Raw genomic sequence first — 16,153 nt, 5'->3', positions numbered from 1 at the left:
CGCGTTGATCGCGGTCAGGAACACGAAGTTGCCGCTGTCCCCCACGGACTGCGGCGGCAGCCAGTGCCCGGCCGTCAGCGCCAGCGCCAGNGCGACCGCGACGCTCGTGCCGGCGAGCGGGCGCCCCACCCCGCGGCGCAGACCCACCACGCAGAACACGACGCCCCAGGCGACGCTGAGCAGCACGACCGCCATCGCCGCCGGCTGGCCGGCGTACCAGTGCCAGACGAGCAGGTAGGCCAGGGTCAGCAGGACGGCGACGGCGCGCAGCGCGACGAGCACCGCGGCCATGACCCGCTCCAGCGCCCGGTAGGCACTGCCCGTCTCGACCGACGCGCGGCCCAGCTCCAGCGCGGCGGCGCCGAAGGCGGTGTCGGCAATCCCGTCCCCGGCCGCCGGCCCGCCGGGCGCCACCGCACCCCTGCCGGGGCGACCGGTACCCTCGGGTTCGCGTTCCTCCACCGTCCCGACGGTGGAGCCGGTGCCACGCAGCACCACTGTGGCTCCGTCATCGTCTGGCGGTTCCGTCATGGTTTGGCATCACTTCCGACCCGAAGCCCGTTCCGCCCGGGCGAGCTCGTCGCAGGCTACAGGCCGGGTGCCCCCTTCCGCCGGCAAAGGACGCCTCCCGCTGCCGGCTTCGTGAAGGGGACGTCCGAGCAGGTCGGGGGCACGAGATCGGGGAGCCGGTCGCCGGCGGTCGCTCGTGGGCCGGCGGCTGCGTGCCCGCGGTGCCCTAGGCTTGACCGCGTGTGGAAGGACCGCCAGTGAATCCTCCGCCGTCCGCGGACCCCACCCGCGTGGACCGGGAGCCGGCCGACCAGGACGGGACGCCGCGGGTCGGTGAGCTCTCCGCCCGGCTGGCGGAGCTGGGACCCGGCGACGCCCACCGGCTCGGTCGGCGTCTCGCCGACACCCGGCGCACCCGTGAGCCCGCCGCCCGCCAGCGCGCTCTGCGCGCCATCGCCGCAGACACCGATCGGGCGGCCGCGCGGGTCGCCCGCCGGCGGGCGAACGTGCCTGCGCTCAGCTACCCCGAGATCCTGCCGGTGACGCAGCGCAAGGACGAGATTCTCGCCGCGATCCGCGACCATCAGGTCGTGATCATCGCCGGGGAGACCGGCTCCGGCAAGACCACCCAGCTACCGAAGATCTGCCTGGAACTCGGTCGTGGGGTCCGCGGGATGATCGGCCACACCCAGCCGCGGCGGATCGCCGCGCGCACCGTCGCCGACCGCATCGCCGAGGAGTTGGGCACCCCCTCGCCGCAGGCCGGCGGGGTCGTCGGCTACCAGACCCGGTTCACCGACCAGGTGCACGACGACACCCTCGTCAAACTCATGACCGACGGCATCCTGCTGGCCGAGATCTCCTCGGACCGGTCGCTGNGCCGCTACGACACGCTGATCATCNACGAGGCCCACGAGCGCAGCCTCAACATCGACTTCATCCTCGGCTACCTGCGCTCGCTGCTCCCCCGCCGGCCCGATCTCAAGGTGGTCATCACCTCCGCGACGATCGAGACGGCCCGGTTCTCCGCGCACTTCGGCGACGCGCCCGTCATCGAGGTCTCCGGACGCACCTACCCGGTCGAGGTGCGCTACCGCCCGCTGGTGCCAGGCGCCNGCGACACCGACCCGAACGGCCCGAACGACCCGAACGCGGCCGAACCGGATGCGCGGCCTGCCGAGGAGCCGGCGGGCGGCCGCGGGACCGGCCGGGGCCGCGCCAGCAGCGGCAGCGGCAGCGGCAGCGGCGGCAGCGGCCCGGGCGGGCGCCGCGGGCAACCGGCCGAGCCCGAACGGGATCAGACCCAGGCGATCAGCGACGCGGTCGACGAGCTGTGCGCCGAGGGCCCCGGCGACATCCTGGTGTTCCTCAGCGGGGAACGCGAGATTCGGGACACCGCCGAGGCGCTTGCCCGCGAGCAGCGGCCGAACACGGAGATCGTGCCGCTCTACGCCCGGCTGTCCGCCGGCGAGCAACATCGGGTCTTCCAGCCGCACACCGGACGGNGGGTGGTGCTGGCGACCAACGTCGCGGAGACCTCGCTGACGGTCCCCGGCATCCGGTACGTCATCGATCCCGGCACCGCGCGCATCTCCCGCTACAGCCATCGGACGAAGGTGCAGCGCCTGCCGATCGAGCCGGTCTCGCAGGCGTCGGNGAACCAGCGCAAGGGCCGGTGCGGGCGGACCGCGGACGGCATCTGCATCCGGCTCTACAGCGAGGAGGACTTCGCCGGCCGGCCCGAGTTCACCGACCCGGAGATCCTGCGGACGAACCTGGCCTCGGTGATCCTGCGGATGGCCGATCTCGGGNTGGGCGACATGGCCACCTTCGGCTTCCTCGACCCGCCCGACCCGCGCCAGATCAGCGACGGAGAGCTGCTGCTCACCGAGCTGGGAGCGTTCGACGCGGGCGGCACCGGACCAGGCAGGCCCGTCGCGGACGCGCCCGCCCCGGACGGGACCGGAGCGAGCGGGACGGACGCGGGCGCGCCTGTCCAGGGCGGTACCGGAACGAGCGGGGCCGGCGCGAGCGCTGCCAGGGCGGGCGGTACCGGTACGGGCCGGCGGATCACCCCAATCGGGCGGCGCCTCGCGCAGATCCCCGTGGATCCCCGGCTGGCCCGCATGGTTCTCGCCGGCGACGAGCAGGGCTGCCTGCGGGAGGTGCTGGTCATCGCCGCGGCGCTGGCCATCCAGGATCCGCGGGACCGTCCGGTCGAACACCAGCAGGCCGCCGACGAGCGGCACGCCCGGTTCGCGGACCCGACCTCGGACTTCCTCGCCTACCTGAACCTGTGGAACTACCTGCGTGACGCCCGCGGCGAGCTGTCCGCCAACCAGTTCCGGCGGATGTGCCGGACCGAGTTCCTCAACTACCTGCGCATCCGCGAGTGGCAGGACGTCCACGGCCAGCTCGCCGCCGTGGCCCGTGGCCTGGGCCTGAACGCCGACGCCCGCGCCGGCGACCGCGCCTTCCGTGACAACCGTGACGGCAGGGACGGCAGGGACGGCACAGCCGGCAGCCGCGGTGCCGGCGGCAGGAACGGCAAGGGCGGCGGAGCTGGCAGGGACGGAGCAGGTGGCGGAGCTGGCGCAGGTGGCGGAGCTGGCGCAGGTGGCGGAGCTGGCGGAGCTGGCGCAGGTGGCGGAGCTGGCGCGGGAGGCGCGGACGGCGCAGGTGGCGCGGCGGATCCGCGGGCGGTGCACCGGGCACTGCTCACGGGCCTGTTGTCGCACATCGGCCGGTACGACCCGGAACGCCGCGAGTACGCCGGGGCCCGCGGCAGCCGGTTCATGCTGTGGCCGGGCTCGGCCATGGCCCGCGGCCGGGGCCGGGCCGACCGCGCCGCCGCAGCGGACGCCGCCACCGACGCAACCGGCCCGGACGCGCCGCGGCAGCGCCCGTCCGGGCCGCCGGCCTGGGTGATGGCCGCCGAGCTCGTCGAGACGTCGCGGCTGTGGGGCCGCACCGCGGCGCGGATCGACCCGGACTGGATCGAGCCGCTGGCCGGACATCTCGTGCACCGCAGCTACAGCGAGCCGCGCTGGTCCCGCCGGCAGGGGGCGGTGCTCGCCGACGAGCGGGTGACGCTGTACGGGGTGCCGATCGTCGCCGGTCGCCCGGTGCAGTACAGCCGGATCGACCCGGCGCTGTGCCGGGAGCTGTTCATCCGCCACGCCCTGGTCGAGGGCGACTGGCAGACCCGGCACGAGTTCTTCCAGCACAACCAGCGGCTGCTCGCCGACGCCGAGGAGCTGGAGCACCGGGCGCGCCGGCGCGACATCGTCGTCGACGACGAGGTGCTGTTCGGCTTCTATGCCGAGCGGATCCCGGCCGACGTCGTCTCCGTCCGGCACTTCGACGCCTGGTGGCGCAAGGCCCGGCGCGGCTCCCCCGACCTGCTCGACTTTCCCCGTTCGCTGCTCGTCTCGGCGGGCGCGGGCGACGTACGCGAGACCGACTACCCCGACGTCTGGCGGCTGGGCGAGCTGGCCCTGCCGCTGAGCTACCAGTTCGAGCCGGGGGCGGCGGCCGACGGGGTCACCGTGCACATTCCGTTGCCCGTGCTCAACCAGGTGAGCGCCGAGGGCTTCGAGTGGCAGGTCCCGGGCCTGCGCGAGGAGCTGGTGACCGCGCTGATCCGCGGGCTGCCGAAGGTGGTCAGGNGCAGCTTCGTGCCGGCGCCGAACTACGCGCGCGCGGTGCTCACACACCTCACCCCGGGGCAGGCCCCGCTGCTGGTCGCGGTCGAGCACGAGCTGCGCCGGATGGGCGGTCCGGAGATCCCGCGGGATTCCTGGTCGCTGGCCGCCGTCCCGGACCATCTGCGGATCACCTTCCGGGTCGAGGATGCTCGCGGGGCGGTGCTCGCCGAGGGCAAGGACCTCGACGCGATCAAGCAGCGGCTGCGGCCGCGGACCCGGGAGGCCGTCGCCGCCGCCGCGGACGGCGTCGAACGGACCGGGCTGCGGTCCTGGGACGGCGTCGGCAGCCTGCCCAGGGTCGTCGAGCTGCGCCGCGGCGGCCACGTCGTCAAGGCCTTCCCGGCGCTGCTCGACGAGGGCAGCACCGTCGCAGTCCGGGCCACCGACACCGAGACCGAGCAGCGCCAGGCGATGTGGGCCGGCACCCGCCGGCTCGTGCTGCTCGGCGTCGCCTCCCCGATCCGCGGCCTCAACGGGCGGCTGTCCAACGCGGCGAAGCTGGCCCTGAGCCACAACCCGCACCGCGACGCCGCCGACCTGCTCGACGACTGCGTGCGGGCCGCCGCCGACCGCCTCATCACCGCCGCGGGCGGCCCGGCCTGGGACGAGGCGGGCTTCACCGCGCTGCTCGCCGCGGTGCGCGCCGGCCTGCCCGAGGCGTCGTTCGCGGTCGTCCGCGAAGTCCAGCAGGTCCTCGCGCTCAGCCACACGGTCGACCTGGCGCTGCGGGACCTGCGCGCCCCGGCGTTGGCCGCCTCGGTCGCCGACGCCCGCGGGCAGCTCGACGCGTTGATCTACCGCGGTTTCGTCACCGACACCGGCGCGGACCGGCTCGCCGACCTCGCCCGCTACCTCACCGCGCTGGAACGGCGGCTGGAACGGCTGCCCCGCGACCCCGGCCGGGACCGGATCAACACGGCGACGGTCGGACGGGCGTGGGAGGCCTACCGGGAGCTGCTGGCGACGGTGCCGGCGGGTCGCGAGCCGGGCGAGGAGATCCGCCGCATCCGCTGGATGCTCGAGGAGCTGCGGGTGAGCCTGTTCGCCCAGAACCTGCGTACCCCGTACCCCGTCTCCGAGGAACGCGTCTACCGCGCCATCGACACCCTTCTCGGCTGACGCCTTCGACCCCGGGCCTACCGCGGGGGTAACCTCACGCTGGCTCTGCGTGGTGGGATGATGTCCACTCTGCGGATGTCGGCTCTGCGGATGTCGGCTCTGCGGATGTCGNCTCTGCGGATGTCGGCGGCGATGCGCCGGTTCGCCCCGGCGCTCGGCCTGCCTGCGCGCGCCGAACCGTCCGCCGTCCTCGCGCGCGCCTCGACCGGACCGACCTTCGCTGAATGATCATCCTGGACGGCGCCCCCGGCCTCGACGCGCTGCCGGCATGGCTGCTCCCGGCCGAGGCCGGGCGGGTGCTGCTGACCTCCCGCGACCCCAGCTGGGAGCCGTTCGACCGGACCCTGCCGGTCGGCCCCCTGAGCCGACCGGAGGCGATCACCCTCAGCTCGGACTCCGGCCAGATTGAGGCCAGATCATGCCGAGGCTTCGGCACGGTTTTTCGGCCGAAAACCGTGCCTAACCCTCGGCACGATTCTGTACACGGTCGATCGCAGAGAGGCACTAAGTGGGTGGCACGACCAGTGGCCGCAGAGGGCGGTGAGCCGACCCCGCGGTCGGGATCGGGGCGACCCGGATCGGGGCGGCCCAGATCGGGACGGTCGGGACCGGGACGGTCGGGACCGGGACGGTCAGATCGCGCCGCCCGGATCGCGCCGCCCGGACCCTGCGGGACTCGGTCATCCGGTTCCACGGAACCGGGTCCAGCCGCGAGGTGACACCCGGGAACATGGCGCGGGTCTAACGCCCTTGGTCCTGGCGGTCGGCCGGGAGTACCGGGCCCGGACCGGGTCAGGGCCCGGCAACGGGAGCGGCCGGTGACGCCGCGGCGACGCTGGCGCCCAGGGCGGAGCCGATGTCCAGGGCTGAGTTGGCACCCAAACCGGAGTCGGAGCTCCGGGCGCCGGAGGCGTCCGGGACGACCAGCGCGTCCGGGATGGCCGAAGCGTTCGGGAAGACCGAGGCGTCCGGGATGACCGGGGTGTCGAGGGAGGCGGGGGCGGAGAAGTCCCACAGGGCGCCGATGGCCCACCACGGCCAGGCATGGCCGCCGTCCCACAGGATGTGCTGCAGCTCGGAGCCGGGCGCGAAGCGGCTGGCCTCCGCCTCGCCGTCGGGGAGGTTCATCTTCAGGTAGTCCGACCAGCCGCCGCGCCAGGGCACGGTCCTGTCCGCGGTGCCATGGATGTGCAGCATCCGGACGGGGACGGTCGGGCAGGACACCAGCGCCTGCCCGCCGACCATGCCGACCGCGGCGACGAGGTCGGGGGCCTCGCAGGCGACCCGGGCGGCGAGCATCGCGCCGTTGGAGAAACCCCACACGTACACCCGGCTGCGATCCACCGGGGTGTGGCGGGCGGCGTCGTCGACGATCTGGCGCAGGTAGCCGACGTCGTCGGTGGTGGCCTGGCCGCAGCAGCCGCCGGCGTTCCACGCCTCATGGACACCGACCCCGTAGGCGACGGCGAAGCCATGGGCGTCGGCGAACGGATCCGCCCCCGACATCTCCCGCACGTTCTCGGGGCTGTTGAGCAGGCCGTGCAGGAGGATCACCAGCGGGCGGGCGGTGCCGCGGAATGTGGGCGAGAGCCGGACGTCGGTGTGCAGTTGGTAGGTCCGCCCGGAGGCCAGGCGGTGCACGGCGTCCGCGGCCGCTGCCGCCGGGCCGGTTCCGGCCGGGGAGGGCGCGGCGGACGCGGAAGGCCCGGCGGAGATCTCCGCGCCCAGGGCCGCGGCCAGGCCCCCGGCCGCGGGCGAACCGGCGGCAGCGGGCGCGCTCGTGCCGCCATGCGCGCTCGTGCCGCCATGCGCGCTCGTGCCGCCGGGCGAGCCCGCGCCGGCAGGTGAGCTGCCGCGAGCGGGCGGTCTGCCGCCGGACGGCGAAAGGCCACCCGAAGGTGAAAGGCCACCGGACGGCGAAAGGCCACCCGAAGGTGAAAGGCCACCGGACGGCGAAAGGCTGCCCGAAGGTGAAAGGCCGCCAGCGGGCGACAGGCGGCCGGCGTGCGAGACGGCGGCCGATCGGGGGTCGGCGGGGGGCGGGCTGGCCGGTGGGAGCGGGGCGACGCCCGGCAGCCGGGGACCGGCGACGGAGACGACGGCCGGTAGCCGGGGCGTGTCCGCGGTGGCCGCACCGGCCGCGGCGGCTGCGGTGGGAGCGGCGACTGCGGTGGGGGCAGCGGGTGCGGCGGGTGCGGCGGGTGCGGCGGCTATCGAGGACGGGCCGGTGAGGTGGGCAGTGCCGGCCGAGGACCCTGCGGCGGCCGCCGGGGCCGAGGCGACCGACGCGGCGGTGGCCGACGCGGATGACGACGGCGACAACGCCGCGAGGATGAGGGTGGCCAGGCCGACGGCGACCACGCCGACGATCCCGACTCCGCGCCGCAGCCGTCCCCGCCGGGACAGCCCGACCCGCGCCCAACGCAGCACGGACACCGTCCTCTCAACTCCTCGTCTCCGCCCGGTCAGAGCGGTCATGCTAACCCGCTTCCCGTCAAGAACTCCTATANCGGGCTAGCACAGCACAGCAGAGGGCAGTTCGTCCGAATCCGGACGGCTTGCGCACCCGCCCGGGTGCGCCCGACCGTGCCGCGACCGCCCGGAACCGGGCACCTGCCCGGACCGAACTCGCCCGGCGGACCAGGCCGGACGGACTCGGGCCGCAGCCGTCCCGAAACGCCCGGCCCGGCCGACCGGCCGGGTAGCCCAGACGAGTCCGGGGGGCCGCTTGCGGTGCGTTGTGCACGGTCGGAACCTGCAGACCGTTGTGAGGGAGGGGTCGTGACCCGAGGGTCGAGCGGGAGGCAGGGAGGTAGGCGGGTAGGGAGGTAGGCGGGNAGGGAGGNAGGGAGGNAGGGCGCGGCAGGGNGGGGGNACCGCCACTACCCGGCGTTGATCGTCTACGACCTCGAGGAGGCAGGACCTACTCGTCGGGCAGCACCGTGACCGAGGTTCCGGCGACGGCCGAGCACACATGTAGCACTGCTTCGCGGCCGGTGCGGGCGAAATAGGCGGGTTCGAAGGTCTCCGTGAAGGCCTCCAGCCGGGCACGGTCCACCAGAGCCACCGCGCAACCCGCGAACCCGCCTCCGGTCATCCGGGCACCGAAGCAACCCGGGGCGGCGTAGGCCGCGGCCACAGCCGCGTCGAGCTCCGGCCCCGACACCTCGAAATCGTCCCGGATGCCCCGATGGCCGGCCAGTAGCAGCCGGCCGGCCGCCTCGGCGTCGCCGCGGGTCAGCGCCTCGGCGACGGCATCGACTCGCGCGTTCTCGGCGATGACGAAGCGGGCACGGCGCAGCGCCACCGGGTCGAGGCGGCTCGCGGCGTCCGCCGACAGGGCGTCGAGGTCGCGCAGCGCCGGCACCCCCAGCGCCCGCGCGGCCCGCTCACATTCGGCACGCCGGTCCGCATAGGCACTCGTGACGAGCTCCCGCCGCGAGCCGGTGTCGATGACGACGACGGCGAGCCCGGCCGGCAGCGGCACGGGTGTGACGGTCAGCGTCCGGCAGTCGATGCGCAGGGCGTGCCCGGCGATCCCCCCGACGCAGGCGAGCTGGTCGAGTAGGCCGGTGGCGGCGCCGACCCAGGCGTTCTCCGCTCGCTGGGCGAGCCGGGCGAGCTCCGTCGGCGCGGGCACCGAGCCGGCGAGGTGGGTGCAGGCCACGGCGACCGCGAGTTCCAGGGCGGCCGAGGAGGACAGGCCGGCGCCGAGCGGGATGTCGCTGGCGAGCGCGCCCTGCCACGGCACGAGGTCGGCCCCGGCGGGCTGACCAGACGCGGCGAGCTGACCAGACGCGGCGAGCTGGACGGCCACGCCCTGCACGTACCGGGTCCAGCCGGTCGCGCGGGCGGACGGCGGCGTGTCCGCGGGGGGCGGCGGCAGCTCGATGACGGCGGGCGTCGGGTCCTGCTCGGACACCAGCCGTAGATGCGCACCGGCGGCAGGATCCGCGCCGGCCGCAACGTCATCGGTGCGGCGCAGGGCGATGCAGAGCTCGCGGTCGATCGCCACCGGCAGGCACAGGCCGTCGTTGTAGTCGGTGTGCTCGCCGATGAGGTTGACCCGGGCCGGTGAGCGCACCAGCAGAGTCGGCTCGCGGCCGTGGGCCGCCACGAACGCGCGCACCGCCCGAGCCGCGGCCGGCACCGCCCGTTCGCCCCCGCCGTCCACCGAACCCGGGCGCCCCGCCGAACCCCCGTGGCCTGTCGAACCCCCATGGTCTGTCGAACCCCCATGGCCCGCCGAACCCCGGTGGCCCGTCGAACCCCGGCGGCCCGTCGAACCCCGGTGGCCCGCCGAGCCCGGGCGGCCCGGGGGCGACGTCACGACGGACGGATCCGCAGCGGCGCGGCGGGGACCGCCTCGAGGCCGCCGGGCAGGGTTGCCTCCCCGTCCCAGGCGTCCGCCATGACCGCGCGCAACCGGCCCGCGGCGTCCTCGGGGGTGAGGTCGCGCGCGGGCTCCGCGAGCATCTCGTAGCCGACGAGGTGCTTGCGGATCGTCGGCGAGCGCAGCAGCGGCGGGTAGAAGTGGGCGTGCAGCTGCCAGACCCCCTCGGCGGGACGCCGCGAACCGGTCGGCCGGCTCGTGGCCCCCGCCGGGTGCGGACCAGGGGCGCCGTGCCAGCCCATCGAGAACGGGAACGGGTGGTCGAACAGGGCGTCGTAGCCGGCGAGCAGGCGGCCCAGCACGTCGGCCAGGCTGTCCCGCTGGGCGCGGTCGAGGTCGGCGAGCCGCTNCACGGGTCGGCGGGGCAGCAGCAGCGTCTCGAAGGGCCACACCGCCCAGAACGGCACGACGACGAGCCAGTCGGAGTCGTCGAGAACGATCCGCTCCGCGGCGCGCGTCTCGGTGCGCAGGTAGTCGAGCAGCAGCGAGCTGCCCGACCGGGCGAAGTGCTCCCGCTGGTGGGTGTCCTCGGCGGCGGCCTCGTCGGGCAGGGCGTCGCAGGCCCAGATCTGCCCGTGGGGATGGGGGTTGGAGGCGCCCATCGCGGTGCCGCGGTTCTCGAAGACCTGCACCCAGCGCCACCGCTCGGACAGCTCGGCCTCCTGCGCCGCCCACGTGTCGACGACCGCGCGGACCTCGTAGGAGGACATGTCGACCAGCCCACGGCCGTGGTGCGGGCCGAAGCAGACGACCCGGCAGGTCCCGTGCGCGGGGGTGCTGCGCANCAGTCCGCCCGGGTCGGCGCCGGGCGGCGCGGGATCGCTCTCGGCGGGTCGCAGCGCCGGGAAGTCGTTGGTGAACACGTACGTGCCCCGGTAGTCGGGATTGCGAGCGCCGCCCGCACGCTCGTTGCCGGGGCACAGGTGGCAGGCGGGATCGTACGCGACGGCGGGAGGCGTCGCCGCCGTCTCCCGGCCGCCGTGCCAGGGGCGCCGAACCCGCCCCGGCGAGACCAGGACCCAGCGGCCGGTCAGGGGATTGAACCGCCGATGCGTGGTGTCGTCCATCGATTCGACAGCCTGCCACGGCCGCGGCCGGACCGGCCCCGTCCGGACCACCCCGGAAGATCCACCGGCGGCCGAGGCGTCAGGCCACTCGGACCGCCCGGTTACCTGACGCAACGCACTGACGACTCTAGGGTCAGGGGGTGGCACCGCCGCGGCGCGGTCGCGACAACCCGCACGTGCGGCGATCCGGACGGGCGACGGCCGGGCAGGGGTCGGGGCCGTCGGCGCGTCGCGGCCCCCCGACGCATGCAACGCGCATCACACGGCGGATCGGACAGGCGGCAGCGGTCAACCGCCGGCAGTCGGCAGTCGGAGGCCGGCGGCCGACCGGCTCGGAAGGGACGGCAGGGCATGGATCGACGGACGTTGCTGCGCTCGGCGGTGGCGGCGCTGGGCACCGCCGCGTTCTCCGGGGCCACCTGGCGTGCGGCCCTGGCCGCCACCGCCCGGCCCGGGGTGGGGCCCTACGGGCCGCTGCGCCCGCCGGACCGTTCGGGGGTGGCCCTTCCCGGCGGCTTCACCAGCCGGATCGTCGCCCGCTCGCACCTGCTCGTCGGCGCGACCGAGTACGTGTGGCACGACGCGCCGGACGGCGGGGCCTGCTTCCCCGGGCCCGGCGGCGGCTGGACCTACGTGTCGAACTCCGAGGTGATGCTGCACGGCGGCGCCTCGGCGCTGCGGTTCCGAGCCGACGGGACGATCGCCTCGGCGGGGCGCATCCTCGGCGGCACCACCGCCAACTGCGCCGGCGGGGCCACCCCGTGGGGGACGTGGCTGTCGTGCGAGGAGTTCTTCTCCGGCCGGGTGTACGAGGCGTGGCCGGACGGGTCGCGCAAGGCCGTGGCGCGCCCGGCCCTGGGCCGCTTCGCCCATGAGGCGGCCGCCTGCGACCCCGACCACCGGGTGATCTACCTGACCGAGGACCGCAAGGACGGCTGCTTCTACCGGTTCCGTCCGGACCGCTGGGGTGAGCTGTCCGCCGGGCGGCTGGAGGTGCTGGTCGCCGATGCGCACGCCGAGTCCGGGCCGGTGCGCTGGGAGCGCGTACCCGACCCGGACGGCTTCCCCCGGGCCACCCGCCGGCAGGTTCGCGGGGCCCGCCGGTTCAACGGTGGCGAGGGCTGCTGGTACGCCCACGGCGTCTGCTACCTGACCACCAAGGGCGACGACCGGGTGTGGGCGTACCGGGCGGACGCCGGGCGGCTCGACCTGGTCTACGACCGGGCGAGCCAGCCCGACCCGCCGCCGCTCACCGGCGTGGACAACGTCGTCGGCGCGCGCTCGGGAGACCTGTACGTGGCCGAGGACCACTCCCGTCCCGCCCTGGTACTCATCACCCCGGACGGCGTCGTCGCGCCCTTCCTGCGGCTGCCGGGACACGACAGGTCCGAGATCACCGGCCCGGCGTTCAGCCCGGACGGCAGCCGCCTGTACTTCTCCTCCCAGCGCGGGGTGACCGGGCGCAACCGCGGCGGCATCACGTTCGAGGTGACCGGCCCCTTCCGCCGGTGATAGTTGAACCTGACTTCAGCTACAGAGACGTAGGATCGCGGGCATGCTCCCCACCGACCTGCTGACCGTCGGCGAGCTGTCGCGGCGCAGCGGATTCGCACCCTCGGCGCTGCGCTTCTACGAGCGGCAGGGGCTGCTCGCCGCCACCCGCACCGCCGGCGGCCAGCGCCGGTACGAACGCCACGTGCTGCGCCGGCTGGCGTTCATCCGCGCGGCCACCGCGATGGGCCTGAGCCTCGACGAGGTCGCGCAGGCGCTGGCGTCACTGCCGGACGCCCGCACCCCGACGAAGGCGGACTGGTCGGCCATCTCGCGGCGCTGGCGCATCCGGCTGGACGAGGAGATCGCCGCCCTGGAGGCCCTGCGCGACGGGCTCGACTCGTGCATCGGCTGCGGCTGCCTGTCGCTGCGCCGCTGCCGGATCTCCAACCCCGCCGACCGGATCGGCGCCCTCGGCCCCGGGGCCCGCGCGCTGCCCGCGTCGCTGCGGGGCGCCGGGAGGATGCATCACGGTGGCCACCGCCCGCAGCCCGGCGTCGACGGCGTCAGTGGCGACGGCGTCAGTGGCGACGGTCCGTGCCCGAGCGGACCCGCCGCCACCCCGCCGGGGTCGGTCGGATAGACAGACGTCACGGCGGGTGGCGCGGCGGTCCACGACCGCGCCAAGGTGAGCCGAAGCAGGGTCTGAGGAGGGGTTGTGGGGGACTCATACGGTGCGTTCCGGTCGAACGCCGGCTCCACGGAGCAGGTCGTCGGCCACGGTCAACGGCCTGGCGGCGAGCCGTTCTCCCCGCTGCCCAGCCGGGTGGCCCACCGGCCCGTCGAGGCGCCGCCCACCGGGCCCGGGCCGGTCCGCTCCCGTCGCCGCCGTCCGATGATCGTCGGGATCGGCGGCACCACCAGGGCCGACTCCACCACCCACCGGGCTCTGACGACCGTACTCGCGACGATGGCCCAGGCCGGCGCCGAGACGGTGCAGTTCGGATCCGCCGAGCTGGACCTGCCGATGTACGCGCCCGAACGCCGCGAGCGCTCCACCGCGGCCCTGCGCCTGCTCGCCGCCGTGNAGCAGTCCNACGCCGTCGTGATCGCCACTCCCGGTTACCACGGCGGGATGTCCGGCCTGGTCAAGAACGCGCTGGACTACCTGGAGGACCTGCGCGGCGCGCCGCGGCCGTACCTCGACGGGCGGGCAGTCGGTCTCATCGTCTGCGCCGAGGGCAGCCAGGCGGCCGGAACGACGCTGAGCGCCCTGCGCTCGTCCGTGCACGCCCTGCGCGGCTGGCCGACCCCACTGGGCGTGACGCTCAACACCGAGCAGCCCCTGTTCGACTCCGCCGGCCGGCTCGTCGACGCCGCCGCCGCCGCGAGACTCGAAACGCTCGCCGATCAGATCATGGGATTCACCTACGCCTGGTCCCAGGTGATCTGACCCGCCCGGCCGGGCCGCCGCATCGTTCCGTCGCACGGCCCGGTCGCCGGATCCCCGTCGCAGGATCCCCGTCGCAGGGTCCCCGTCGCAGGGCCCCGCCGCGGGTCCCCGCCGCACCGCCACCGCTCTACCCGGTGGCGACCTCCCCGTCCCGGTACCGTTCCGCATCGTGACGGTCCCGCCACGGCTCACCCTGGCGTATCCGCCCAGACGGGACGGGTCTACCGTGGCTGGCCCCGGCGGCGGAACGGGGGTGCCCGGCGCGGCCGGGCGGGCGGATGACGAGGAGACGGACGTGCGACGACGGTACGGGCTGCGTGGGCTCGCCCGGACAGGTCTGGCCCGGGCGGGTCTGGCCGCCGCACTCGCGGCGACGCTCGCCGGGTGCGGCGGTGGTTCGGACGGCGGGTCGGGCGGCTCGGCGGCGTCCGATCCCGCCGCGAAGGGATCCCCCGTCAAGCTGATGATCATCGCGCCGACGGGCACCGCGGGGACGAACTACCCCGAGATGGTGGCGTCCGCCCGCGCCGCCGTCCGTGGCGTCAACGCCCGCGGCGGGATCGCCGGGCACCCCGTCGAGCTCGTCCACTGCAACGAACGCAACGACGCCGCCAGCGCGAAGAAGTGCGCCCAGCAGGCCGTCGACTCCGGCGTCCTCGCCGTCGTCAGCGAGGTCAGCGGCACCGGTGGGATCATGCCGATCCTGCAGAACGCGGGCATCCCGTCGATCGGGTCGGCCGGCATCTCCGCCGACGGCTCCGAGCTCAGCTCCCCCGTCAGCTACGTCGTCAGCCCGTTGACGCTCTACCCGGCGGTCTGCCCGGCGCTGCTGGTGAAGGCGGGCGCGAGCCACCTCGGCCTGGTCGGCTACGACCTCAGCGCCAGCGACCGGCTGATCGTCATGGCCGAGGGCGGCGCGAAGGCCGTCAGCCACCCGATCAACCCGAAGATCCGCATCCCGATCACGACGAGCGACTTCACCCCGGCGATCTCCCAGCTGTCGCGCTCCGGCGCCGACGGCGCGGTGCTGGTCGTGTTCGACCAGGCCGCCTACGCGGTGATCTCCAAGTCCGGCCAGCAGATCCGCACCTGCCACGCGGCGGGCACCCTGTCGCCGAAGTACCTGGCCACGCTCGGCCCGGCGGCGGACAAGCTCGTCGTCGCCACCGCCTTCCCGGAACTGAGCCAGGCCGCCCAGTTCCCCGAGGTCGCGCGGATGGTCTCCGAGCTGGACGCGGAGCAGGCCGCCGGGGACGCCGACGCCGCACCCGCCCTGCGCACCACGACGACCACCACCGGGGCGTGGCTGTCCGTCCAGATCGCCGCGAAGGTCGGCAGTCAGGTGTCCGGGCCGCTGACGTCGAAGAACCTGCTCGCCCAGCTCAACCGGACCAGGCATCTGGACTTGGGCGGCATCGTCCCGCCGCTGGACCTCACCGCGACCACCCCGATCCCCGGCGCGGAGCGCATCTTCAACACGACTCTGCGGGGTGCCCGCTGGGACAGCGCCTCGAAGTCGTTCGTCCCCCTCGGCCCCGAGACCTACAACGGCCTGGACATCCTGCGTCGCGCCGGCTCCTGAGCGCCGTCCGCCCGCCGGGCAGCGACGCGCCACCATCCCCCTGCGCCGGCGGCGCGCGCCGGCTGGCCGGCGGGGCTGGTCAGGGAAGGGGGGCGTAGGCGGGCTCCGGGTCACCGAGGTAGGCCGCCCGCACCCGGGGGTCGGCGGCCACCTGCGCCGGGGTTCCCTCGGCGATGAGCGTGCCGGCGTCGAGGACGACCACCCGGTCGCAGACTCCCATGATCACATTCATGTCGTGCTCGTTGAGCAGGATGCCCAGCCCCCACTCGTCCGCGAGGCGGCGCAGCAGGGCCGCGACCTCGGCGCTGGCCGACTCGTCGAGGCCGGCGCACGGCTCGTCGAGCAGCAGCACGGCCGGCCCGGCCGCGACGGCGCGGGCGATGGCCAGCAGCCGGCGGCGGCCGTAGGGCAGGTCGGAGACGGTGCGCAGCAGATCCTCGCGCAGCCCGAAGGCGTCGACGGCGGCGATCGCCGCGGCGGGCAGCGGCCGCGACCGCGGGACCACCAGGTCGGTCAGGTACGCGCGGGCGTCGCGGCGGTCGCTGGCCGCCTGGATGTTCTCCAGCACGGTGAGGTCGTCGAACAGCTCCAGGTTCTGGAACGACCGGCTGATGCCCGCGCGGGCCCGCCGGTGCGCGGGCAGCCGGTCGAGGCGGACCTCGCCGAGGGTCATCGAGGTGACCGACGCGGAGGTGTAGCCGGTGATCGCGTCGATGACCGTCGTCTTGCCCGCGCCGTTCGGGCCGATCATCCCGACCACCTGGCCGGGCGCGACCCGCAGGTCGACGGCGCGCACCGCGTGCACCGCGCCGAAGCTGACCGTCAGCCCCC

At 75.1% G+C, this 16,153-nt stretch carries 8 protein-coding genes and 10 pseudogenes; 12 read left to right on the top strand and 6 right to left on the bottom strand.

Going from position 1 to position 16,153, the window contains the following annotated elements:
• Positions 1-869: 869 nt before the first annotated feature.
• From UK94_RS44060 to UK94_RS44035, 7 genes and pseudogenes are all read left to right on the top strand, one after another.
• A pseudogene (locus UK94_RS44060) lies at positions 870-1,388 on the top strand (ATP-dependent helicase); the annotation flags it as partial.
• A gap of 25 nt (positions 1,389-1,413) precedes the next feature.
• A pseudogene (locus tag UK94_RS44055) lies at positions 1,414-1,625 on the top strand (hypothetical protein); the annotation flags it as partial.
• Position 1,626: 1 nt separating this feature from the next.
• Positions 1,627-2,015 (top strand): annotated as a pseudogene (locus UK94_RS44050) (hypothetical protein); the annotation flags it as partial.
• Between the two features lies 1 nt (position 2,016).
• A pseudogene (locus UK94_RS44045) lies at positions 2,017-2,166 on the top strand (hypothetical protein); the annotation flags it as partial.
• 1 nt (position 2,167) lies between these two features.
• Positions 2,168-2,321, top strand: a pseudogene (locus UK94_RS73080) (hypothetical protein); the annotation flags it as partial.
• Position 2,322: 1 nt separating this feature from the next.
• Positions 2,323-4,178, top strand: a pseudogene (locus tag UK94_RS44040) (DUF3418 domain-containing protein); the annotation flags it as partial.
• 1 nt (position 4,179) lies between these two features.
• On the top strand, positions 4,180-5,336 hold a 1,157-nt coding region (locus tag UK94_RS44035), incomplete at its 5' end, for a DUF3418 domain-containing protein (protein WP_235486935.1).
• 792 nt (positions 5,337-6,128) lie between these two features.
• On the opposite strand, the gene UK94_RS07920 is transcribed toward UK94_RS44035, so the two are convergent.
• From UK94_RS07920 to galT (UK94_RS44020), 5 genes and pseudogenes are all read right to left on the bottom strand, one after another.
• Positions 6,129-7,772 carry a PHB depolymerase family esterase gene (locus UK94_RS07920; RefSeq protein ID WP_235486933.1) on the bottom strand — a complete coding sequence of 548 codons (1,644 nt, stop codon included), beginning with the start codon at positions 7,770-7,772 and terminating at the stop codon, positions 6,129-6,131.
• 487 nt (positions 7,773-8,259) lie between these two features.
• Positions 8,260-9,486 carry a galactokinase gene (gene galK, locus UK94_RS07915; RefSeq protein WP_055749318.1) on the bottom strand — a complete coding sequence of 409 codons (1,227 nt, stop codon included), beginning with the start codon at positions 9,484-9,486 and terminating at the stop codon, positions 8,260-8,262.
• Positions 9,487-9,662: 176 nt separating this feature from the next.
• Positions 9,663-10,078: pseudogene (galT, locus tag UK94_RS44030) on the bottom strand (galactose-1-phosphate uridylyltransferase); the annotation flags it as partial.
• A gap of 1 nt (position 10,079) precedes the next feature.
• Positions 10,080-10,513, bottom strand: a pseudogene (gene galT / locus UK94_RS44025) (galactose-1-phosphate uridylyltransferase); the annotation flags it as partial.
• Position 10,514: 1 nt separating this feature from the next.
• Positions 10,515-10,796 (bottom strand): galactose-1-phosphate uridylyltransferase (gene galT, locus UK94_RS44020; protein WP_235486931.1); only part of this gene is annotated, 282 nt, incomplete at its 3' end.
• A gap of 351 nt (positions 10,797-11,147) precedes the next feature.
• Between galT (UK94_RS44020) and UK94_RS07905 the strand changes: the two genes are divergently transcribed.
• The 5 genes and pseudogenes from UK94_RS07905 to UK94_RS07890 all read left to right on the top strand — a co-directional run bounded on the left by UK94_RS07905 (position 11,148) and on the right by UK94_RS07890 (position 15,322).
• Positions 11,148-12,308, top strand: coding sequence for a DUF839 domain-containing protein (locus UK94_RS07905; RefSeq protein ID WP_055749270.1), 1,161 nt, complete (start codon positions 11,148-11,150; stop codon positions 12,306-12,308).
• A gap of 43 nt (positions 12,309-12,351) precedes the next feature.
• On the top strand, positions 12,352-12,930 hold the full coding sequence (gene soxR, locus UK94_RS07900) for a redox-sensitive transcriptional activator SoxR (RefSeq protein WP_055749269.1): 579 nt from the start codon (positions 12,352-12,354) through the stop codon (positions 12,928-12,930).
• A gap of 75 nt (positions 12,931-13,005) precedes the next feature.
• Positions 13,006-13,374 (top strand): annotated as a pseudogene (locus tag UK94_RS44015) (NAD(P)H-dependent oxidoreductase); the annotation flags it as partial.
• Between the two features lie 10 nt (positions 13,375-13,384).
• A partial coding sequence (locus UK94_RS44010) for an NAD(P)H-dependent oxidoreductase (RefSeq protein WP_235486927.1) occupies positions 13,385-13,740 on the top strand: 356 nt, incomplete at its 5' end.
• Positions 13,741-14,035: 295 nt separating this feature from the next.
• Entirely contained in the window at positions 14,036-15,322 is a 1,287-nt protein-coding gene (locus tag UK94_RS07890) for an ABC transporter substrate-binding protein (protein ID WP_011606710.1), read from the top strand.
• Positions 15,323-15,401: 79 nt separating this feature from the next.
• Here UK94_RS07890 and UK94_RS44005 read toward each other — a convergent pair.
• Positions 15,402-16,153, bottom strand: a pseudogene (locus UK94_RS44005) (ABC transporter ATP-binding protein); the annotation flags it as partial.

It is taken from the genome of Frankia sp. AvcI1, from assembly GCF_001420875.1.
In the GTDB taxonomy this organism is placed as follows: domain Bacteria; phylum Actinomycetota; class Actinomycetes; order Frankiales; family Frankiaceae; genus Frankia; species Frankia alni.
Note: the sequence above shows the minus strand (reverse complement) of the source record. Positions and strands in the feature narration are given on the sequence as shown.